Origin of the sequence: Ereboglobus sp. PH5-10, assembly GCF_029504735.1 — a bacterium.
Classification (GTDB): domain Bacteria; phylum Verrucomicrobiota; class Verrucomicrobiia; order Opitutales; family Opitutaceae; genus Ereboglobus.
Genome location: NZ_JAQFIP010000018.1, coordinates 1 through 23,189 on the forward strand (window position 1 = coordinate 1; position 23,189 = coordinate 23,189).

General features: G+C 61.9%; 5 protein-coding genes. All 5 read right to left on the reverse strand.

What is annotated here, in order from left to right:
* The coding region (locus tag M2447_RS11985; RefSeq protein WP_277558798.1) for a hypothetical protein at positions 1-5,942 on the reverse strand (5,942 nt) is incomplete at its 3' end.
* Between the two features lie 261 nt (positions 5,943-6,203).
* Entirely contained in the window at positions 6,204-8,045 is a 1,842-nt protein-coding gene (locus M2447_RS11990; protein WP_277558799.1) for a M12 family metallo-peptidase, read from the reverse strand.
* A 19-nt stretch (positions 8,046-8,064) separates the two neighbouring features.
* A complete protein-coding gene (locus tag M2447_RS11995; protein ID WP_277558800.1) occupies positions 8,065-9,558 on the reverse strand; it encodes a DUF11 domain-containing protein in 1,494 nt (497 codons plus the stop codon).
* Positions 9,559-9,597: 39 nt separating this feature from the next.
* Positions 9,598-10,005 (reverse strand): hypothetical protein, encoded by a 408-nt coding sequence (locus M2447_RS12000; protein WP_277558801.1) that lies wholly within the window; start codon positions 10,003-10,005, stop codon positions 9,598-9,600.
* Between the two features lie 23 nt (positions 10,006-10,028).
* Positions 10,029-23,159 carry an InlB B-repeat-containing protein gene (locus M2447_RS12005; protein ID WP_277558802.1) on the reverse strand — a complete coding sequence of 4,377 codons (13,131 nt, stop codon included), beginning with the start codon at positions 23,157-23,159 and terminating at the stop codon, positions 10,029-10,031.
* Positions 23,160-23,189 lie beyond the last annotated feature (30 nt).

The window sequence follows — 23,189 nt, forward strand, 5'->3', positions numbered from 1 at the left end:
CCGGCGTTTTCGTCCACGCGGACGTTCGCCGCGATGGTCGAGGAATACCAGCCGGTTTCGTCGTCCTGGCCGATCATCAGCGCGCCGTTTTCAACTTCCAGGCCGCCGTCGATTTTGTTCGCGCCGGTGAGGATGGTCGTGCCGGCGCCGCGCTGGATGAACACGCCGGCGCCGGTCACGGTGCCGCCGTAGACGAGGTCGTCGCTGCGGTTGATCGTGAGGGTGCCGGTGTTGGCCACCGCGCTGGCGTCGGCGATCATGCCGGTGGCGCCGCCGTTGCCGAGTTGCAGTTGCGCGCCCGCGCCGATCGTGGTCACGCCGGTGTAGGTGTTGGCGCCGGTAAGCGTCCACTCGCTGTTGTCGGTGAGGGTGACGTTGCCGGTGCTGCCGGAGTCACTGATCACGCCGGCAAATTCCACGCCGGTCTCGGTGCTGATGACGGTGAGCGTTTTGTCGCCGAGGCGGATGCTGCCGAGGCCGTTGAGGTTTTGCAGGCGCTGGTTGTTGCCGCCGAGGTCGAAGCCGGTGTCAACGGTCGCGAGCGTGACTTTGGTGCTGCTGGCGATCACGTCCGCGACGCCGCCGATGATCCAGGCGGACTCGTTGATGAGTGTCGAGCCGGTGTAGTCGTTGCCGGTGTGCGCGAGGGTGATCGCCTCGGAGCCGCGGAACTCGAAGCCCGCGCCGGAGCCGGTGAGCTTGGCGCTGAGGGTCTTGTCGAGCGAGCCGGTCGGGTCGAGGATGACCAGCTCGGTGGCGTGGACGGATTCGATCGAGATCAGGCCGTAGTTGAACACGATGTCGCCGCCGCCGCTGCCATTGGTTTTGTGGATGGCGTTGTAGCCGTAGCTGTTCACGCCGACCGGATTGAGGCCGTTCTGGCCGAAGCTGATCGTGCTGGTGCCCGAGGGCAGTATGTTGCCGTCGCTGTCGACCATGTCGAAGGTCGCGCCGTTGGCGATGGTGCTGGTCGCGCCGTGCACGATGGTGCCGCTAAGCAGCGTGTCGGGCGGGATCACGTCCATGTCGAACACGTTTTGGTTGAGGCCGTCGCCGGGGGGCAGCGGCGGGTTGATGCCCGAGAGCACCTCGGTGTCCACGCCGATCTTGCTGCCGCCCGCGGTGCTCATGAGGTTGTCCACGTCGAGCCGGTAGGGCGGCAGGCCCGCGGTGGCGGTGTCGGTCTTGACCAGGAATGTGCCGCCGGCCAGGTCGAGGCCGCCGATTTCGCGGTTGGCGTCGAGCGTGGTTTCGCTGTTGGCGTTGAGTTTGAGGGTCGCGTTTTCGAGCGCGGTCTCCGAGGTGGCGAGGTCGAAGACGGTCTTGTGGCCGTAGGCGCTGCTCACGCCGACCGTGCCGCTGAAGGCGGAGCCCATCGCGGCGTCGAGCGCGAAGGTGACGTTGGGCGCGTTGACCGTCGCCGTGCCGACGAGGTCGAGCAGGCCGTCGCCGGTGAGCGGGTTGACGAGCGTGGTCGTGGTGGCCGTGTTGGCGGTGCGCACTTCGAGGATCGCGCCGGCGGCGATGTGGGCCGCGGAGATTACCCCGTCGTTTTCGAGCTGGTATTGCTCCCAATCGACGATGAGTTTGCCGCCATCGACCCAGGTCATTTGCTGCTTCATGTTCGCGCCAGGGTTTTTGTCGATTGTCCAGGTGCCCGCGCCCTGCTTGACGAGCGTGCCGGTGAAGGTCGTGTTGCCGGTCACCGCGTCCGAGTAGAGTTGCTCCGTGCCCGCGTCGCCGTTGAGCGTGAGCAGTGAGGATGCGCCGAGGATGCGCAGGTTGCCCGCGAGTGTGCTGCTGTTCCACAGGTTCACTTCGTTCGCCGCGTCGGCGGTGAGGCTAATCGCATAGTAGGGGCCGATGATTACGCCGCCGGTGGTGTTCGTGACCGTGACTGCGGCATCCGTCCCGAACACGCCGATGCTATCCGCTCTCACGCTGACAATTGTGCCGGAATTGACGAGGGTTCCGCCGGCAGCAAGCGTGACGCCGTCGCCACCTTGGATAAGGCCGGTGGACTCATTGGTGATCGTGGCGGGGGCTTTGGCAATGATGCTGGCGCTGCTCGCGCTAATGATCGTGCCGCTGTTGGCAACCGTGCCTCCGCCTCGCAACTCAATCGCTATGTTTGTCGCGCTGATGAGCGCGCCGGCGGCATTTTCCACCATCCCCAGGCCTTGGGTTGAGTAAATGCCGGAGGCACCCCTGAGCGTGCCGGTGTTTTGCACGGTGCCACCGGAAGTAAGCTCCACGGCGTCGATGGCGCCTTCGATCAGTCCGCTGTTGACGACCATGCCTGCGCTCATGCTGATCCGCACGCCGTCGTCGGTGATGCCGATGATCGTGCCGGCGTTGGTCACCGTGCCGCCGGCAGTCAGGTTCACGCCGACCTGGCCGCCTTCGATCAGGGCATCGGTGTTGTTGGTGATGACTGTCCCTAAAGCCTTGGAATAAATGCCCGTGCTGGCCTCGCCGATGATCGTGCCGGTATTCGTCACCGTGCCGCCGGAAGGCAAATACACGCCGAATTGGCCGCCACCGACATAACCGCCGATGTTTTCAAGCTCGAGGAGGTCTTTCGAGTATATGCCCGCGCTGCCCGTGCCGATGATCGTGCCGGTATTGGTGACCGTGCCCGAGCCCGCGATGTGCACGCCGGTGAGTCCGCCCTTGATGGCGCCGCCGGTGTTTTCCACCACGGCACTGGTGCCGGAATAAATGCCGCGGCTGTTTGCGGCGGTGCCGGTGATCGCGCCGGCATTGCGCACCTTGCCGCCGCCGCCCAGCCACACGCCGTTCAGTCCGCCCTGGATTTGGCCGCCGGTGTTTTCCACCACGGTAACGACGCTGTCGGAGTAAACACCGGAGTCGCTCTCGCCGAGGATCATGCCGGAATTCGTAACAGTGCCACCGGCGACAAGACGCACGCCCGTCCAGTCGCCCTGGATTTGGCCGCCGGTGTTTTCCACCACAACGATGCCGCCTTGGGAGAAGATGCCGTAGCCTGCGGTGCCGAGGATCGTGCCGCTGTTCGTGACGGTGCCACCGGCGCCAAGACGCACGCCGTCCCAACCGCCCTGGATTTGGCCGCCGGTGTTTTTCACCACGGTAACGCCGCTTTGGGCGGAAATGCCGGAGTCGTCCCTGCCGATGATCGTGCCGGTGTTGGTGATTGTGCTTGAGCCCTCCACGAACACGCCGGAAAACCCGCCGCGCACATAGCCGCCGATGTTTTCAACCACGGCATCGGCGGCGGAATAAATGCCGGATCTGTCCGTGCCGGTGATAATGCCGGTGTTGCGCACCCTGCCGCCGCCGCCCAACCACACGCCGTTCATGCCAGCCTGGATTTGGCCGCCGGTGTTTTCCACCACGGTGACGCCGCTGTCGGAGTAAACACCGGAGTCGCCCTCGCCAAGGAGCGTGCCACTGTTTGCGACCGTGCCGCCTTGCGTGAAATACACGGCCTTATTGCCGCCTTTGATCAGGGCACCCGGAGTGTTGGTGATCGTGGCGATGGCATCGGCGGCTTGAATGCCAGTGTTGGCACCGATGATCGTGCCGCTGTTCGTGACCGTGCCGCCTTGAGTGAGATACACGGCTATATTGCCGCCCTCGATCAGGGCCCCCGGTGCGTTGGTGATCGTGGCGATGGCTCCGTTGACCCGGACGCCGGAATCGTTATTGCCGATGATCGTGCCGCTGTTCGTGACCGTGCCGCCTTGCGTGAGATACACGGCAATGATGCCGCCGGTGATCACGCCGCCGGTGTTTCCAATAACAGTCGTTTCGTCGGCCTGAACGCCGGTGCTGCCACCGATGATCGTGCCGCTGTTGGCCACCGAGCCGCCCCGCAAAAGATGCACGGCTATATTGTCGCCGCCGATGTCGCCGCCGGGTTTATTTTCCACATAGGCGCCGGCACCGCCGATGCTCACGGCAACCTCTCCCGCCTTGATTTCCCCGGTGTTGATGACGGTGCCGCTATTCAGCCAGACGCTGATATTGTTGCCCGAAATCCGTCCGCCCGCGGCGTTGGTGACGAGAGTCGAGATGTCGCTGCCATCCGCATGGATGCCGTATGCGCCACCCTCGACCCGGCCGTTGGCGAGGTTGTTGACCACGGCCTTGTCCTGGGCAATATAGATGCCGGCACCGGCACTGGAGGAATCCACGCGAATGGTGCCGGTGTTGCGGATGATGCTGTCCGTCAGTCCCATGGACCCGTCGAGGTTCACACCCGTTTGGGCGCCTTCGACAAGGCCGGAGTTGGTGATGTCCGCCTTGCCGCGAATTCTGGCGCCCTCGTTGGTCACGCCGATGATTGTGCCGGAGTTGGTCATCGTGAGATCGCTTTCTGTCAGAAACCCGGTGTCCATGCCTCTGATGAGACCGCCGGGATTGTTGGCGAGCACGGTGTCGCTGGGGTATCTTGCGTTATGGATGCCATAGTCAGTCGTTCCAATGATCGTGCCGGAGTTGGTGATTGTTGAGTCCCCGTCCAGGCTGACGCCGGCAAAGCTGCCTTGCATAAGCCCCCCGGCGTCGTTGGTGATGGTGACCGAGCCAGCGGCATCCACCCCGGAATGGCCGCCAAGAATCGTGCCGGCATTGGTCGCCGTGCCGCCCGCGCCGAGGCTGGCTCCGGAACTCGCGCCCTCGATCACGGCATGCTGCTTGTTGTCTATGGTGACGGGGACGCTGTGGGCAAACACGCCGTAGCCGCCATCCGGGTCCGTGCCGGTGATCGTTCCGCTGTTGGTGACCGTGCCGCCGCCCTCAAGCCAGACGCCGGCAAGGCCGCCGCTGACCGTGCCGGAGTTGGTCACGTTGGCGGCGCCCTCAACATACACGCCATGGTTGGCTCCCAGAATGAGGCTGGTTGCCGCGTTGTTTTCAATCACCGCGTCGCCGACGGAATAAATACCACTGCCAACCGTGCCGACTATCGAGCCGGAGTTGGTTATCGTGCCGCCCTTTTCGAAATGAACGCCGATGGAGCCGGTGACATGGCCGCCCGCGTTGTTCGTGATGAGCGTGGCGTTGCTGCCGGAAAAGAGCCCATAATTGCTACCGATTATCGTGCCGGAGTTGGCCACTGTGCCTCCGGCCTCAAGCGTGAGGCCATTACGGTAGCTCTGGATCAAACCGCCGGTGGTGTTGGTCACCAGCGTGGCGTTGTTGTAAGAATAGACGCCATGGCGGCTGCTTAAAATCGTGCCGGAGTTTTCGACCGTGCCCCCGGCATGCAGGGCGACGCCGTAGACGCCGTAAATGTAACCGCCCGTGTTGTTTTTGATGAGCGTGGCGGCGTCGTTGGACGCAACGCCATAATTGGTGCTTTGAATCGAACCGGCGTTCACAATCGTGCCCCCGGCATGCAGCCGGACACCGGTGCTGAGACCCTGAATCAGCGCGCCAGCGTTGTTGGTCACAAGCGTGGCGTTGTTGGAAGAGGAAATTCCAAGATTGTTGCCGCTGAAGATCGTGCCGGAATTCTCAATCGCGCCTCCAGCATTCAGGCTGACGCCAATATCTCCGGTGATGTAGCCGCCCGCGTTGTTCGTGATGAGCGTGGCATTGTGGTTGGAAAAAACTCCATCCGCGCCATTGCTGCGAATCGAGCCGGAGTTGGTTATCGTGCCGCCAGCCGTAAAATAAACACCGGTCGTGCTGCTCCGAACAAGGGCACCCGTCTCGATCTGGAGCTCAACGCTGACGTTGCTCATCACCCCGGTCCCGGTGACCGTGTTGTTGGCGGCAAGGATATACGTGCCGGGAGCGGTGATCAAAAAACCCGACGATTTATCGGGAATATATGTCTGCGCCGGCAACTGCCCGGCAAGGACTGCGAAGACCGCGGACAAAAAAAGCGCGAAAAGGCCGCGCGTGCGATTGCAAACCGATTGATCCAACTCGGCGAGGTTTGTGGTGTTCATGGAATGTGGGTGGGTGGGTCAGAATTCGGACAGGTATCAAGAGCAATTGCGCAAGACGTGCAAAACGGGCGTCAACGTGCCGCGCATTTTCGTGAAGCAGAAAGTCCGCGCGCAATTATCTATATTCAATTAAAACGTAAAAATAGTGTGCACAAGAAGCGAAATTTGAACGAGGTCGCCTGGAGAAAACACGGATGCGCACGAGACTCGCGCCCGGTGAGCGCGCCCTTCCGTTAAGTATCCAAAACTGGCTTTTGAATACTATTGCGATCTGCGCGAGGAGGCGAGGCGGACAAGCGCCAGCATGAGGAGCACCGAAAGATAATACAAGCCAGGCGCGCCGCCGCCGCCGGAAACATCGTCGCCGCCCAAATCAGACTCGCCGGTGCCGTAACCCCAGCCCCAGCCGTTGTCGCCGCCGACGCCGATCACGGCCTCGTTGCTCGTGACGGAACCCTTGATATTGGAAACAGTCACGGTGTAGCGCCCGGCGTGCGATTCCTGCGCGCTGTCGATCACATACGACAAATCCGTGGCTCCGGCGATGGCTTTGCCGCCTTTTTTCCACTGGTAAAAAGCCTGGTCGGCAGTGGCCACGACAGTCAGCGTGATCGTGGAATCGACCGCGTAATGACCCGATCTCGGATGGGTCGATATAAAAGGGGCGGTGGCCGGCGCGCTTCTGTAAGACGCCATTTCAGGGGCTTCCTCGCGAAGGAAGCGCGCGTTGTCGGCGGCCCGCGGATCGCCCTCGGGAAGCCCCGTGGGAACGCCCAAATAGGTGACCGAGGGATTGCTGAAAAAAGCGATACGCCGGGAGCCGGGATACAACGATGTGCCCGCGTAGGACATGATCGTGCCAAAAGAGCCCGAGCCGGACACCGTGAAGATATGCCCGTAATTGTAATAACCGTCATCATCCGTGCCGCCGGCGGCGGCCTCATCCCTGTCGTGATAACACCCGAAGTTGTGGCCCAGTTCGTGCGCGAGGGTGGTATAGCCCACACTCGGGCCGAAATGCACGGCGGCATAGTGGCCGGGGCACTGGGCGATTCCCGCGGCCGTGTCGTCATCGACGCCAAAGAACACACAAACTTGGTCGGCGCTGTGATACTGGGCCTTCTGATGAACAAAAGAGCCCACCGCGCCCTGCTGGCTCGATATGGCCGAGAGCGAGCCCTCCGCATCAAGATCCTCGCCATCGTCATAAGCGGGGAGTTGGTAGATGCCGGCAAAGCGCCAGCGAAAATTGTTCACAAGGCTGTTTCCAAGCGCGAGATTGCTGCTTTCAAGATAACCCACAACCCACGACTTGACATAATCCGAGCTTCCGCCCGCGGTGTCCAATGCAGTCTGGTCGTAAAAAAAGAGGACATCCACGGTGTAGGACGACGACGCGGCCAAAACCTCCGGCGCGCCGGCCTGCGACTGAAGGGCTGGCGGAGCCTCCATTGCGACCGGCGACGCTCCCGTCCCGCACGCAGCGCGACTGGGCGCGGCGACAAGGCGCCGGGCATGCATGCCTGTGATGTAATAAACGACATTGTCACCGGTTTCCGGATCGGTTGTTGCGGTGAACCAAGTGTCCCGCGTCGCCACGGTAACGAGAAAGGCGGACGCGTCATCGGCATCGGAACGACCATTCCAGATTGTGCGGTCGTGCTCCGCCCGGACCGAAGTCATGGCAAAATCAACCGTGCGTCCGCTTGGGAGCGCAATGGTCAACAGCTCGGGAGTGTATTCCGTCCAGTTGGCAACACTGCCTTCAAGACCGGGAAGAATTTCGCGCACATTGACGACATCGGCGTCCCGCAATGTTTTTTGGGGACGGCGGGTTGATTGCGCGCCGCCATCGCCCGCATTGGAGGCGACGGCCGGCGCGGCTTGCGCAAGAGCCGGCGCTGTTTCCGGTGTCCGGTCAGCGAATGAAGTCGCGCTGGTCGCCGCGGGCAATGCGCGAGGCGCCGCATCGACCCGCGCCCCGGCCATCGCGGGCGAATGCCGCGTCTTCGCGCCTGTCTGCCAAAGCAGATAGGCGCCGCATGACAAGGCCAGCGTCAGCGCGACGCCGGCGACCAATCGTTGTCTATTTTTACCACTCACGGGCGGAGATGCGAATCAATCAATACACGTAGGTCGACTCTTCCTTGACCACGGGGCGCGGGAGCAGGCCGCTGCCGAACTCGAAGCGAAGGCCGCCGATGCCGGGCTCGTCCGCCTTCACGATGATCTTGAAGGAAACCGAGCCGCGCGCCTTCAGGCTTATGTTTTTAATTGTGATGGTGCGGCCTGAAACCTCGGCGCGCATGTTCTTCGTGACCTCGACCACGCTCATGTTGGGCGCGAGCGTGAACACGGCGTCACTGGTGAGTTCGCGCATGGGGCTCTGGTTGGTGATCTTGATGCTGTAGGTGATGCGGGCGCCGGTCTTGACGGGGTCAACGTCGTCCATGATTTCGGTGAGCACGCCGGGCGCGCCCTCCCACTCGGTGGTCGCGGAGGCGTGCGCGGTGCGGCCGGTGGCGAGTTTCGCACTGGCGACCGCGGTCAATGTGGCGGGGCGGTTGGCGGAGATTTGGACTTCGCGAATCGTGCTCTCGCCGGGGGCGAGGCGGTCGATGGTCCAGGAGACATGGTTGCCGCTGACGGCGCCGCCGTAGGAGGAGCCGATGTAGCGCGAGCCCTCGGGGATTTCGTCGGTGAGCTGGATGTTTTCAAGGACGGTGTCGCCCTCGTTGGTAAGCTTGATGGTATAGCCGCCCGCCGAGAAAACGAAGGCGCGCTCGGGGCCTGTCTTGGTGATGGCGACCTTGGACTCGACGATGGAAACATGCGCGACGGCGTTGGCCTGCACGAGGTGCGTCGAGTAGGCGTTGGCGCGGTTGTCCCATTCGCCCTTGATGCCGGCCTTAACAGGAACGTCGATAATGCGGGTTTCGCCGGCGGCGAGGAGGCCGACCCTGTGCGTCACGACATTGCTGCTGCGATCGGGGCCGTAGAGGCCGGCGGGCAGCGTGTCGCTGACGATGACGTCGCGCGCGGGCGCGTTGCCGACGTTGGAAACGGTGAGGCGGAAGTTGATGTCGTCGCCGAGCTCGGCCTGCGTGGGACCGGTCTTGGTGAGCTCGAGTTTCGGCGTGCCCGCGAAGATGGGCAGTCCGAGCGTGGGCACGACGGCGACCTTTGTGTTGGTCACGAACCAGCCGCCCTGTGTCGGGCGCACGGTGATGACGATGTCCTGCGAAGAGCCGCGGGCCATGTTCGGCCATGTCCACATGTAGGAGCCGCCCTTGGTTTCGGCGGGCGCGGGCTCGGCGCTGACGTATTCGAGGCCGGCGGGAAGATTTTCAAGGACGCGAATTTGCTCAATGTCGCCGAGCGCCTCGACACGGATGCGATAGCGCGCCATCTCGCCCACGACGCTCGTGGACTCGACGAGGATTTTGTCCACCGTATAGAGATCGGAGCCGAAGCGCGACGGCGCGGTCTCGGGCTCGGGCGGCCGCGGATACGGAGTTTGCGCAACATCGGCATGCATCGGCGCAACGAGCGCAAAAAGAACCGCGAGGAGCGGAAAAATGGAGCGAAGTTTTGTAGTCATTGTGGTTTTTTCCATGAAAAGGATGAGGAGCCGGAGCGCGACACAAATTGTCGATTATCGACGGCGTTTGTTTTGAATGCGCCACGCATACCATTGGGCGACCCATAGGTTATAAAAGAACATGCCGAGCCAAAATACGATTGCCGCGATGGAGGCAACCGTCACCTCCCTGCGGCATGCCACGATAAAACCCACCATGAACAGCGATATGAGGGCGAGGACGAACGTGGCCCGCACCTCCCGCCAGTAGAGGCTCTTCCAGCGGTTATACGGTGTGTTCATGCCAAAGGGCGCGCGCGTGCGGTTGCCCTGCTGGCTGATTGGGTGGGTTTTTTTGAAGTGGGACCATTGCAGCCAGACGGCGGCGACGGCGATCAAAAGACCGATGATCGCGACAACGGCGTCGATGACCCAGGGTTCCACCGGCAAGGCGGGAGCGGACTGTGCAGCCAATATGAGCATGATATCCCCAATACAAAGCGGCGTTATTCCCGCTGGCCATCAATTAAATGGCCGCTGCTTCGGGTGGCTGGAACATCGTCGAGAAGGTTTTTGCCGCCGTCCACAATGTTTCTGCGCGTGCCGGCGTAGGGATCCACGCCTTGCGCAAGGAAGACTTCGACATAGGTGACCTTGTCACGCACCGTCAGGGTGCGTTCCACCCAGCGCTTGCCGGACTCCGCGTCAACGCCCGTGGTTTCCGTCGCGCTGAGCACGGAGCTGCCCGCGGGTTGCGCCCAGTGGTCGATCATGTAATCATCCTCAAGAACCACGCGGATCGTGCAGACCTGCCCCATCGTGACGACGCCGCCAAGACTGATGCTTCCGCCGATGGATATGACGTTGGTCTTATCCTTGCCCTGAAAGTCGTCATCGAGATTCAGCATTCTGATCTTCGTCTCGAGCATCGGGTTGATCGGCTGGATCAGGCCCCTGATGTCGAGGTTGGACTCGACGTAGATGCTGTAATTCGGCAGCACCGTGGGCTGGATTGCCGAGGCGGACACATTGGTCCATCCCTCGAAGGCGTAATTTCCAATGTCCTTCAGCGAATAGCTGGCCAGCACTCGAGCCCTGTGGCCGTAGAACTTCGTTATCAAGCCGGGCATGTCGCCGTATGCGATGGGCGTGCCGTCAAGGATCAGTTTGTCCTCGCCGGACGAATGGCAGGCGGAGGCGGTGTCGAACGTCATGGTCACCTGCCATGTGCGCACGGTTTCGAAGTTGGCGACAACATGGCTGTTTTCCGTGAGCGTGATTGTGGTGTCCGCGGACGAGCCCGAAAGGTCGCCGGTCCATTCAATGAAGCTCTTGCCGCTCTCCGGCTTTGCGATGACGCGCACGGTCGTGCCGGCCGGGTAGGAGCCGCCCGCGGGCACGAACTCGACCGAGCCGCCGTCGGTGGGAAGCGCCGACCATGTCAATTTCACATTGTCACGGCCAACATAGAAATGGATATGCCTGTCCTGATCGGCGGGAACCACCATGGTGTAGGTGTTGGTAACCGGGTCGTCGACGTAGGTGCCGCCGGCGCCAACGTCCGGACCACCCCAACCGATCGCCTGATAGCCTGCGGCGGGCCTGGCCGTCAATGTTACGTCACCGAATTCATCGGGTGCGGACACGTCAGTGGACGCCGCCGCGCTGTTGAGCACGTAAGTGCCGTCCACATCCTCATACACGGCAATGGTGATACTGCCCGCTTGCGAGATGGGGCGGAAAATCGCGTATGCCGTTTGATCGGTGGTAATGGTGATGGTCGCGCTGCCCGATGTCGCGGTTGGGCTGCCCGCGGGCACGTCGATGGAGCCGTTGCCATCCGTGTCCCATCCCGAGAAATAGTAGCCTGGGTTGGCCGTGGCGCTGACGCTCGCCGTGGCGCTGTAGGCATAGGAGCCGCCGCCGCTCACCGAGCCGCCCGCGGAGGGCAATGCCAGAACTTGGAGCGCGTAGTTGCGCGGCGTGAACTTCGCGGCCACTGTCTTGTCCGCGTTCATGAGGACGCCTGTCGAGGGCACGGCGGGATTGTTAATGGTCACCGCGGAGGCGGGTTCCCATCCGGCGAACGCATAGCCCGGGGCCGCGGTCGCCGTCAGTTGCGCGGTGTCGCCGTCGTTTATTTGCTTCGTGTAGGAAACCGGGTTCGCAGTTCCCACGCCCGCGGAGTCCACGGGGTTGCCGTTAATTGTTACGGTGCCGCCTGTGGAAGGCGTGGTGCTCACCGTGAGATTGCGATAAACCGCGAGTTTGAAGCGGGCGATGACCGCCTGGTCGGATTTCAACTCGATGTAGGTGGAGGGCGCGTCCGCGTCCGCGACCGCGCCGGCCCAGCCGAGGAATGTGGCTCCGGTTTCCGGTGTCGCCTGGACAAACACAATGGTGCCGTAATCAAACTCCGTCTTGGTCGGCGACCCGCCCACGGGGCGTCCGGTCAGCGGCGAGGTGATGGTCGCGGTGCCCTGCGATCCGTCGGCGGGATCCGAGGTCAGGTTGATCACGCAAACCTTTGTGAAGATGGCACTGATGGTCTGATCGGCGGTGACAGTGTAGCTGTAGGTCTCCGGCATGGAGCCGGTGGCGTTTTGCTGCACGACGCGGCTCGCGGTGGTGTCCGCGCCCCAGCCCCAGCCCACAAAGCGGTAGGTTGAATAGACCTGGCTCATGTTCGCCGTGATCACGGTGCCGTAGTAATATTGGTTTGTGCCCACATCGGCGCCCGGCGAGTGGCCGAGCAGTCCGCCAAGACCGGCCATGCCCATGCCCCGCTCCCAGCGCTCGATGTTCACCGTGTAGAGGCGGCGCTCGAAGCGCGGCGTCAGTTCGATGTCGCCGAGGTTGGCAAGCGCGTCGGTGATATTAAAGGTGATCGTCGCGGTGCTGGCGGTGTCCGTCGTGTTCACGGTTTTGCTTGCCGCGATGGTGTCATCGAAGCCCGCGCCCCAATCAACAAACTTGAAGCCTGTGGACGCGACCGCCGTGATCGTCACGGACTGCGGGGTTGTCCGCACGTCGTAACGGTAAACACCCTCGCCGGGCGTGACGTTGCCGGGCGTCGCCGGGGGAGCCGAGTTGGCGGGAGTCACGTCAACCGGGGCGTTGACCTTTACCAACACCTGGCGCACATAGTTCGCGGTGATTTCAGTGGTGCGGTCGAACTCAAACGGCAGCGTGGTGCCGGAACCGAGCGTGGTGTAGCCTTCCTTCCACGAATCGAAGCGGTAGCGTTCGCCCGGGTTGTCCTTGGGCGAGGTTTCCAGCGTCACGTCGGTGGAATACAGGCGCGACATTGTCGAGGTGACAATGAAGTCGTGGTCGGGATTGCCGAGCTGGTGGGCGACCAGCGAGGCGGCACCCGCCGCCGGTATGGGCGTGACTGTGAGTGTGTAAGTCTTGGCCTGGAAGAACGGCGTTGCCGTCACGTCCTGGGTCACCGGGAAGCTGATGCGCTCGGGCGCGGGGTTCGTGCCGGGGTTCGGCGAAACGGATCCTGATATGTCGGGACTGAAAGTCCAGTGGTCGAGATAATAATGCTCCGATTCGGGTGTCGCAGTGAGAGTCGCCGTCGCGTTCTCGACGAACGTGTAGGTCTTGGAGCCGTCGGGATTCTCCACGACCGCCACATACGGGCTGTAACCCGACACGGTGACCGTGCCATGCTCCGCCTTGGGGACGGTGAGTGTGCGTGCGTTGGCAAAGTTGGCCGTGACCTCGTAGTCCCTTGTCAGGACATAGGTAATCGAACGCGACTCCATGCCCGCGGCGTCGCCGCTCCACCCGGTGAATATCTTTCCTGTCGTGGTATCGTTGGCGGTGAGTGTCACCGAAGTGTTGGGGGCATAAACCTGGGTGTCGGGATCGGGCGATGTGGGATGCGGGTCAGCCGTGCCGGCGGGTGAGCGGGCAATTGTGCCGCCGCCCACAGGATCGACGTGCGCGGTGAGTTTATACACGCTGCGCTCGAACAGCGCGATCACGGTCTGGTTACCGCCCAACATTGTGTAGGGGAACACATCGGGGTTTGTGCCGAGGTTTGCAACCCCGGTGCTGTCCGTCCAGCGAACGAAACGGTAATATGGCGCAGCTGTCGTGGCGAGCTGCACACCGGCGTCAAATCTGGCGGAAACCGTGGGTGTGGTGAGGAAGTTGTTCGTCACCACGGGTGCGTCGGGGAACGCGCCAACGCCGGTGAGCGATGTGGCGACGGGTGCGCCGTCATAGGGCGCCGCCTGGCCGCCCGTGGCGCGAGCCTGAACCGTGAGGCTGTAGGCCTTGGGAGAGAAGTTCGCCGTTGCCGTGATCACCTTGGGCGAGGCCTCCATGGTGAAGCTGTTGGTGGCGTTGCCCGGCACCACGCCTGCGGGCGTGGACGGGGAGAACGTCCAGGAGTCAAACTGGTGGTGCCCCGACGCGGGCGTGGCAGTGATTGTGGCCTGCGTGCCGACCTTGAAGACATAAATCGTCTCGCCGCCGTCGGTTTCGGTGCGGCGCTGACCCGACACCGTAATCGTGCCGTAAGCCGGGTTCGGGTTCGCAACCTTGAGGCGCACGATATTGACGAACTCGGCGCCGACGGAGCGGTCCTGGTTCATCGGAAGGGTGATTGTCGCGCCGCTGATGGAGGCCGACAGGGTATCGCCGGTCCACTTCTCGAAATCGGTGTCGGCCGAGCTTGCAGCCGCCACAAGCGTGACGTTCGAGCCCGCGGAATGAGTCGTCGTGGCGGGGTTCGCGCGCGGGTTGCCGTCGTTGCTAATCACGCCGGCGCCCGAGGGATCAACCGACGTGGTGAGCAGGTATTCACTGCGGACGAATTCGGCGTGGATGGTTTGGTTGCCCCTGACGGTGAAGGTGTGGAGCAGTTCGGTGCCATGAACTGTCGAGTGGCTGGTGTCCGTCCATTTGTTGAACCCGTAATGGTCGGCGGCGGTTGTGGAAAGCGTGACGCTCGCGCCGTAGGGCAGCGTCCATGTGCTGTTGGCTCCCTTGGGCAGGAAGTTGTGAGTCCCCGGCGAAACCGCGGAGCAGGTGCCGTCGAGCGATGTCGCGATCGGAGTGAGGGAATTGGCCGAGTAAGGCTCCACGGTGATCGTGTAGTTTTTCGGCTTGAAGACCGCCTCCACCGAGAGTTCGCCGGTGACGGTGAGCGTGAGCGTGGAGCCGGTTGGATACGGTCCGGGCTGCGGCACGCCGTCGATGGTGACAATCCAGTGATCCACCTCAAAATGGGTGCAGGTGGCAGAGAAGGTGACGCTTGTGTTCTCGCGGTATTTGCCGGTGGCGTCCATGCCGCCCGCGCTCGACGTCATGGGTCCGCCCGATATCGGGGCGGGCGACGCGGTGATGGTGGCGTTTTCTGTTATGGAAGCAGGCGCCTTGATGGTGACATCAAAGAGTTTCGCGTAGTTGGCCGTCGCCGTGGTGTCGCCGTAGAGGGTGAGCGTGGTGGTCGGCGTGGTTTCGGTGCGCGGGCCGTTTCCGTCCACGATTGTCCAGCCCACAAAATCATACCCGGAGTCGGTGCCGGACTGGATGGTGACCACGGAGCCGTCGGTCAACCGCTCTCCCGCCAGCTCGGTGTAGGTGCGCGGAGCGCCGCCTTCGTATACGTTGGGCGTGACAATCGTATAGGGCAGCGTCGAGGGATCGACCGCCATCGTGAGCGAGACGAGGCGCTCGAAGTGCGCGGTCACGGTCTTGGTTCCGTCAACTTGAACGGAAGTGGATGCGTGCGCCTTGAACTCGGGCAATGCGAGGGAATCGGGTGTGACCGTCCAGTATTTGAACGCATAACCGGCGTCGGGAATGGCCAGTATCGCCGGGTTGGTGCCGTAGTCGCGTTTTTCGGTGATGCTGGTGGTGCCGCTCACGGGCATGCCGTCGAGTTTCACAAGGCCGTGTGTGTCGCTGTCCGATATGCTGGGCGCCACGTTCACCGTCAGGTCAAATTGCTCCTTGGCGAAGACGGCGGTGACCTTGGTCGGATAATCAAGTGTCACGGTGATCGAAAGCGGCGCGCTGTCGCCGGGTGTCGCGGGATTCTCGACCGTGCTATCATAGACGAGCCCTCCGTCGGCGGTGGCTTTTTCGATGATCCACTTGACGAGCACATGGTGCTCTTGCGGCGTGGCCGTGATGGTGTAGGTGGTGTTGTAATCGTAGGTCTTGGTCTCCGAGAGATTGCCCTTGTCCAGCGCGATGCCGCCGGGGTTGGTGCTTGGCGCTTTCATCACGACCTTATCCTCGGTATCCGGCTTGACTGCGTTCATGCTCAGCGTGAGGTCGAACTGGCGTATGTAAACGGGCGTGACCGTGCGATCAGCCGTCATCTTCGTGGGCCATGCCGAGGGCCAGGTCTTAAAGGTGAAATTGGTGTCGGCGAAGTCGGCGCTGCCGTCATCATTGATATCCCAACCGAGGAAGCGGTAGCCGGAAGGCGTGCCAGCGGCGTGGAGCACCGGGGCGCTGCCTCCCTTGACGCGCTGCCAATGCGCAACGTAGGCGGGGTTCTTGTCCGCGCCAGTCCGTTCGCGCGCCTTGAAAACATCAGAGGGATACTCGGTGTCGTCGTAGCTCAGCCAGCTGAACATGCCGGAACCTGTGATCGTGGTGGCGGACCAGCCGGCGGGTTGCTGGAGCACGGGAGCCTTGAGCCCGATGTTATACCAGAGGAGGTCAACATAGGCGGTGACCGTTTGCGGTTTGCCGATGATGCCGGGCGCGCTTTTAAACGTCATTACGCCCGCGCCGGGGGCTGTATCATTAACAACCGTGCCATCGGGTTGCTCATCAGTCCAGTGGCTCAGGACAAAGGGGCCGTCGGGGAATCTGGCGTCCGCAGTAAATGTCTCGATGTGACCGCCCGGGAAAATGCCGTCCTTGATTTCGACTTGGCGGTTCACCAAGAGGAGCGGATACCCGAAATATATCGTGTTGCCATAAATATTGCCCAGCCAGTCGTCGAGCAGACTGACATTTTTGAAGTCGTCCTTATACTTTTCGTCGATTTCGGCGCTGCCGTCTATGAGATCCCACTTAAGTCGCAGGCGGTAGGCCTCGCCCTTGGTGTAAACAGCGGTCAGGCGCACCTCGGCTCTTGTGATCGGGTAGTTGAGCTTCGTGTCGTTTTCGTAGATTGCCTCGAGCCAGGATATGACTTCGTTTGTTTCGCCAAAGCCGGGCTCCCAACGCAGGAATCCAAGTCCACTGCCAGGAGTGTCGTTGGTCAGGCCAGTGGGCGAGGGATCCGCCCAGATTTTGACCTCGGAATAGGGATCGTTGATTCCGACATCGGCGACGCACGCCGGATGCCCGTCCACAATTGTGTAAGTCTGATTAACTGCTCCCGGAACCTTTACATGCTCAATATCAACATCATTTTCCGGATCCACAAACAAGATCATGCGGTGCAAGCCGTAAGGGAGGAAATAGGCCGTGACTTGGGTAACGGCGTCGGTCAGCGGCTCGGAATAAACGACCTCGGCTTGTTCCGAGTAGCGATTGGCCGGATTGGACGAATAACCACGCCCCTTGAACCACGCGACAAAACCATAATCGGTTGTTTCGCTGGTGGCCTTGAGTGAGGGCTTCGTGCCATAAAACACCTCGTAAACGCGGGGCTCGGGGCCGCTCGCGAGCTTGCAGTTGAGCGCCTCGCCACGAACGCCGGCAACACCCGCGGGAATCGTGTAAACTTCGAGGCTGACGCGAACTTTTTCGAAGATGGCGGTGTAAACCTTGGGCGCGTCCATCAGCACCGTCATGTTCGGCGAGGTCAACCCGACGTCGGGCACATCGCTGGTCTCGCTTGCAGTCCAGCCCTTGAAGACATAACCGGGTGCGGCGGGAATCGCGCGGATGTTGGCGTTCTCCCCGATAACCATGGTGCGAACGGAATAATCCATCGCATTCGGATCGGACATGTAGATGCCCGCCACATTGCCCGCGCCGTTGGCGAGCGTTTTGCGAGTGCCGTGGGCGACGGCAAAGGTCTTGGGAGCGTCCGTGGAAGTCGTGTTTTCGTATTTCACACGCACCTCGAGCTTGTGGCCGGAGACATAGTTGGCCGTCACGGTCTTGGTGGCCGCGTCGAGCACAAGGCTCGTGCTTTCAACACTCGGGTTCGCCGGGCCGGCGCCGTTGCTCACCGTCCAACCCGTGAAGGCGTAAGTGTCTATATTCGCGGGATAGGGCTCGGCATTGATGTAAACGGTCTCCCCCTTGTAGAGGATGCCGTCGTCCGAGGTCGTGTGGCTGCCGACCGAGGGAACCGTCGTGCCGAGACCGAGGGGATTGATCGCCATCGTGAGCGTGACCCTGGTCTTGTAAATCGCGGTGAGCGTTTTCGAGGTGCTCACAGGTTCGGTGCGAACCGGATTGGTGCTGCTGGTGTCTTCCCACCGAATGAAGTCGTAACCCGAAACAATCGCGGCGGAGAGACCAGCGGTGTCGCCAATGTAATACTGTTTGCTTTGCCCGCCGGAGAGGACGCTCGCCGAGCCCTCGCCGGGAACGGTGGAACCGCCCGCCGCAACGGTAAGCGGACACGCCGGATTGGTCGAATCATCCAGCTTGATGTTGATCGTGATGTTGATGAGCGCTTCACCGGTCGCGGTGAAGTTGGCGGTGATGGTTTGCGGGCCGGTGACCGTGTAGGCGACGATGGGGTTCGCGGTCGTGTTGTTCACAGCCGGATCGGGGGAGGTCCATTTGCTGAAGTTCCAATACAGGGAAGGCGTGGCGACGATGTTGGTGATGATTTCGCCGTGATATGCCGTGTAGGAGGATGCTTTGTTGATCGTGCCGCCGCCGGACGGGGCGCGCTCGAAGGTGATGGTGTATTCCTTGGCGTAAACGGCCTTGATGGTCGTGCTCGCGGCGATCTGGAACGAATGGCTGACGGAGGTGCTGTCAATGCTGCCGTCGTTGCCGACATCCCAGCCGAGGAAACGATAACCGGCGGATGCGTTGGCGGAGAGGGTGACTGTCGAGCCGTTCACATAGGTGTAAACATTGCCGGAAACGTTTTCGTAATTGGTGGAAACGATAGGCGAGCCGCCCGTGCCACTAGGCCGCGTCTCGGTGAGCAGTGTGACCGTGTGGAGCGAAGAGTAACGCGCGGTGATGCTCTTCGCGAGGGCGTTCATCGTGAAGCTGCCCGGGTTGGTCGCGTCGGTGAGCGAGCCGGACCAGCCGAGGAACTTGTAGCCGCTGGCGGTGGAGGCGGTCACATTGACGGTGTCGTTGAAGGAGTAGGCCTTGGTTTGCGTGCTGTAGAGCGTGGTGCCATCCGCGGTGATCGAGAGGTCGGTGAAGGTGCCGGGCTTGGGCGAGCCTCCGTCAACTTCGACATACGCGGTGAGACCCGCGCCGCCCGCGGAGAAGTTCGCCGTGGCGGTGGTGTTGCCACCGATCGTGATCTTGGTGGACGCGGCGCCCGCGTTGGCAAAAGTGCTGCCGGGCGAGCTGGTCCAATTCGCAAAATTGTATCCGCTATTGGCGGTGGCGACAATCGACACTTCCTCGCCGTGGTAACGCGTGGAGGGATTGGTGGAGCTTGGGCTGGTCGCCACGGAGCCGGTTCCGGCGGGGCTGGCGGCGAGTGTGAGCTGGTATTCCAGTGCGTAGATCGCCTTCACGCCGAGCGCGCTGGTGACGGTGATATTGTAGGTTTCCTCGGTCGAGGTGATGTCGGCGATTCCGTCGTTGTTTGTGTCAATTTCCCAGCCGACAAACTTGAAGCCGGCCGCCTTGTTGGCCTCAAGCGTGGCGGTGTTGTTGTGCGCATAGGTGTAAACATTGCCCGAGACGCTTTCGTATTCGAGCGCGACGGGCGTGCCTCCGGCGCCACTCGGCCTCACCTCCTTGGTGAGGGTGACGTTGTGCAGGGCCCTATAGGAGGCGGTGACGGTTTGCGGGCCGAGAATTTCAATGGTGCCGGCGGGATTTGAACCCCCGGGGGAGACGGGCTTGTCGGCGCTCTGCCATTCGATGAAGTTGTAGCCGGCGGGCGTGGCCGCGGTTATGTTGGCAAAAGTGCCGTAGTTGTAGTCCTTGCTCTGGCCGTGCGTGAGCGTGGTTCCGTCCGCGTTTACAGAGAGGCCGGATGGCAGGGGATTGGGGGTGACGCCGTTGACGAGAATGCGGACGTTGAGCGCGTTGGACGCGACCTTGAAGTTGGCGACGATGGAGTGGTCGCCGTTCATGGTGATCGAGTTCACCGACGATGTCGCGCCGCCGGCAAAAACGGCGCCCGTGGTGGTGGTCCACTTGTCGAAGGCCTTGCCCGCGGAGGCATCCGCGTTCAGGTTGACGTTGCTGTTGTAGTCGTAGGTGTGCTCGTAAACCCCGGCTGAGGGGCTGGTCGTTCCGGCGTCCACGGGCGCGACCGAAATCGTGAGTGTTTGGAGGCGGATGTAAACGGCCTTGACCGTGGCGTCGCCGGAAATGCTCGAAACGGTATAGGTGGTCGCGGTGTTGTCGGCAATGCCGTCGCTGTTGGTGTCCCAGCCGGCAAAGCGGTATTTGGTTGTTCCGGCGGTGACTGCGGATTGGGCGACAAGTGTCACATTTTCGCCGCGGCCAACCGCGAACACGGTGGGATTCGAGCCAAGGGCAAGCGTTTTGCCAGTGGTGGCATTGGTGACGGAGATGAGGGCTCCGGCGTCCAGCGCGCCTTCGCCGCCTGTCGGGTTTGTGAGCAGGCCGACGGAAAGGTAGTGCCTGGTCTTGTATTGGGCGGTGACGGTCTTGTCGGAAGTAAGCGTGGCGGTGGCGGTGGCCGCGTCGGTCGAGCCACCATCAACATTGCTCCATCCTGAAAACACATAGTTCGTGGCCGAGGCGGTGGCCGCGTTCAGCGAGGCGGGCACATTATAGGTCACATCTTCGGTGCCGCCCGTGGTCAGGAGCGCCGAATTGACCTGGACCTGAATCGCCGTCGTGCTGGCACCGTCGAGTTTGACGGTGGCGGCAAGTGTGCGCTTGTCGGTGTAGACGGCGGAGACGCCCGAGCCGCCTTCGGAGGGAAGTGTGTAAGAGCAGTTTGGCGAAGTGGAGATCACGGGGGCGTCCCATATTTCCGCCTCGTTCGCAGACCACGCTTTAACCCAGCGGACAAATTCCCATTGCACCCCGGAAACGGTATCGGTGATGTATTGCGGCGCCGTCAGTTGGACGGTGGCCCCCTTGGCAATCGCGCCCTCACTGATTTTATCCGGGGCGACCCCGTATGGGGTCAGGTAGGAATAGACCCTGCCGCTGAGAGTGAAGTTGCCAATCACCCGGATGGCGTCGGCTTCCGATTGACTCGGATGCCAGGCGGTCGTGCAGCCCTTGTCCCTGACTGCGGTAACTTTCACACGGCTTCCTGCCGAGAGATTGGCGGTAATCGTGCGCGCGCTGTTCATTGTTACCGTGATGGGATTGGTTGTCAGCGCGGTGCCCGTGACCCCGGACGTGTCGCCCGTCCAATTGACGAAGGCGTTGTCACCACCGGGAAGCACGGTGATCGTCACCACGGTGCCCGCGGGATAAACCGCGGTCCACTTGTTGGTGCTTTCCCATACAAGGGTGCCCGCGGACACGGAATATCCATTGCCGCCCTCCGCAATCGAGCAGTCAAGTGTGAGTGTGTAACGCGCCACGAAAACCGCCGTGAGCGTCCTGTCCGTGCTCATGCTGATGGAGCCGGGATCGGCGCTGCCGGTCAGGTCGCCCTCCCAGTGATCAAACACCCAAGTCACTCCGCTACCCGTGGCACCAACGGGTTTGAGCGAAAGCGTGGAGTCAATAAGCTGCGTGGTGGAGCCGGTGACGTCGGCATTGGTTGCGTTGTTCTTGACCTTTGCCCCGGCAGTCGCAGCCCCGGCGGGCAAGATATTGACGGTGAGATTTGAATGCGTGCGCTGGAACGTGGCCGTGACGGTTTTGGCCGAGGTCATTTTGACCGTGGTCGTGCCGCTGCTCATACTCGCAACATTATCCCCGGTCCATTGGTGAAATTTATAATTGGCCTCGGGAACGGCCTTGATGGTGACATTGGTGTCCTCCTGGTAATTGCCGGAGCCGTTTGCAACGACGTTCACAGTGGAGGTGACGCTGGTGAACGGATTGGTGAATGTGCCGGACGCCGTGGCGCCGCCACCGGTGGATTTGTTGAGCGTGAGCGTGTATGTGCTTGGGATCTTCTGGAACTTCGCCGTCACCTTGGTTGCCTTCGACGGCATTGTCACCGTGGCGGTGACCACGCCCGTTGACGCGCCTGCCGCCGCCAGCGCCGCTTTGTCCGCCGAGGACAACTTACTTTCGGAGGCAACCTCCCATTTCACAAAAGCGTATCCCGGCGCGGGCGTCGCCTTGAGTGTCACGGTTGTGCCATATTGCATGGCCCGGGAGTTCCATCCGCCTGAAATCGCCGTTATGGTGCTGCCATCCTCGCCCGTGCCGGTGGCTTCCATTTTATTGCCGCCCGCCCATCCCCCGCCGACAAGCTCGGCTTCCGCGGTGAAGTTATAGGCCTTTGGCTTGAATTTAGCCCTGACCGTGGTGGCCTCGGTCACAACCACGCTTGTGCTTTTGACCGACGAACTGTTCACGGGGCCAACCCATCCCGAAAAATCATATTTATTGGAATCAATCGGGGACGCCTTCAATGAAACGGTCTTGCCCGAGGTCACGTTTATCATGGCGCTGCCGCCCGAGCCCACATTGGTCGGGCTCACATGGGGAGGAGCGTTAGGCTTGGCCTCGACGGTTCCGCCCACGTCCGACATCACAATGAGCGTGGTCGCCTGGGGGTCGGCCACTTTAAAATTGGCCGTGATTTTCCAGGGACCCGCGCCACTTCCCAGCGTGACCGCGGTGCTGGTGCTGCCTGGGCTGGCAATCGTCACCGTTCCCGCGGTGACCGTCCATCCGTCGAAAACAAAACCCGCGTTCGGGGTCGCGGTGACATTCACCGTGGCGCCGGAAATATAGTAGCCGCCGCCCGTCGTCTCGCCGCCGATGTTTGCCGGGCTGTCCAGCACATCGAGCAGATAGGTGGCCTGCGCAAACACAGGGGTGAGCTTCACATCCCTGCTTATATACACGCTGGCCTCCGCCGAGGATGCGGAGGGGCTGAGGGGCTCGTCCGACGGCACTGTCGTCCATCGAATAAAACTGTATCCCGCCGAAGGCGTGGCTTTCACCGTCACCAGTGTGCTTGCGGGAATGTTCGACATGTCCGACGGCACGGGGGCTTGCACGGCCGCGGTTCCGCCCTCGACGGGGGAGTCCACTGTCAGCGAATAGGAGGCCGGCTCAAACACCAGCTTTACCGTGTAACTCTTGTCCATCGTCAGATTCACGCTGCCCGTCTGGTTGTGAACCGTCGGCGCTCCCGCGCACTCCCAATGATAGGTGTATCCCGCCTGGGCCACTGCCGAAAGGGTTACAACTTCCCCGCTGTTGATGCTATGCGATCCCGACGACGGGGCGATGGTTCCCGCCTCCGCGTATTGTCCGTTCTGGACGGTTATGGTCAGTGTGTGTTGTTCCGCGCTGGCTGCAACTGGCAGGAGGCCCAGGCATATCAGGCATGCCAGCAGGGTTTGTTTGATGAGAGATCGTGTGTGCATGTTGGTCACAAAGGTTTTGGTAATCTCGAC

Excerpts from the sequence above, each read along its gene's own strand:
- M2447_RS12000 (WP_277558801.1), bottom strand. The coding sequence starts at position 10,005 with ATGCTCATATTGGCTGCACAGTCCGCTCCCGCCTTGCCGGTGGAACCC.
- M2447_RS11995 (WP_277558800.1), bottom strand. The coding sequence starts at position 9,558 with ATGGAAAAAACCACAATGACTACAAAACTTCGCTCCATTTTTCCGCTC.
- M2447_RS12005 (WP_277558802.1), bottom strand. The coding sequence starts at position 23,159 with ATGCACACACGATCTCTCATCAAACAAACCCTGCTGGCATGCCTGATA.